Origin of the sequence: Burkholderia sp. HI2761 (assembly GCF_002223355.1) — a bacterium.
Lineage (GTDB): Bacteria > Pseudomonadota > Gammaproteobacteria > Burkholderiales > Burkholderiaceae > Burkholderia.
On sequence record NZ_NKFN01000027.1, the window covers coordinates 1 to 911 of the forward strand.

At 62.1% G+C, this 911-nt stretch carries 1 protein-coding gene; it reads left to right on the top strand.

The window, feature by feature from the left end:
* Positions 1–911: IS256 family transposase (locus CFB46_RS34965; RefSeq protein ID WP_089502509.1), on the top strand; the 911-nt coding region annotated here is incomplete at both ends.

Sequence of the window (911 nt, forward strand, 5' to 3'; positions counted from 1 at the left end):
ATCGAGCGTGCGTTGGGCGGCGAGATGAACCATCATCTCGGCTACCCTGCCGGAGCTGCCAAGCCGGCCAACGTCACGAATCAGCGCAACGGCAAAGGGGCCAAGACGGTTCTGACCGAAGACGGGCCGATCCGCATCGAGGTGCCGCGTGACCGCGACGGCAGCTTCGAACCCATCCTGATTCCCAAGCACGAACGGCGCTTCACCGGCTTCGACGACAAGATCGTCGCCATGTATGCCCGAGGCATGACCGTACGCGAGATCCAGGGCTTTCTGCTGGAACAGTACGGTACCGAGGTCTCGCCCGACTTCATCAGCTCCGTGACCGACGAGGTCATGGCCGAAGTGACGGCCTGGCAGGCCCGACCGCTCGAGCCGATGTATCCGGTCGTGTTTTTCGACGCACTGCGGGTCAAGATTCGTGAAGACGCCGTCGTACGCAACAAGGCGGTGTACCTGGCGCTGGGCGTGCTGCCCGACGGCACCCGGGAGATCCTGGGCCTGTGGATCGAGAATACCGAGGGTGCCAAATTCTGGATGAAGGTGTTCAACGATCTGAAGACGCGCGGCGTTCACGACATCCTGATCGCGGTCACTGATGGTCTTAAGGGCATGCCCGAAGCGCTGGCGGTAGTGTTTCCGGCCACGACGCTGCAAACCTGCATCGTCCATCTAATCCGCAACAGCCTCGATTACGCCAGTTGGAAAGACCGCCGCGGATTGGCCGCCGCGATCAAACCGATCTACGCCGCTCCCAGCGCGGAAGCCGCTCAGGCCGAACTCGATGCGTTTGCGGATGGTCCGTGGGGTCAGAAATTCCCGACCGTCAGTAGCGCGTGGCGCAACGCCTGGGATCGCGTGATCCCGTTCTTTGCGTTTCCGCCGGGTGTGCGCAAGATCATCTACACGAC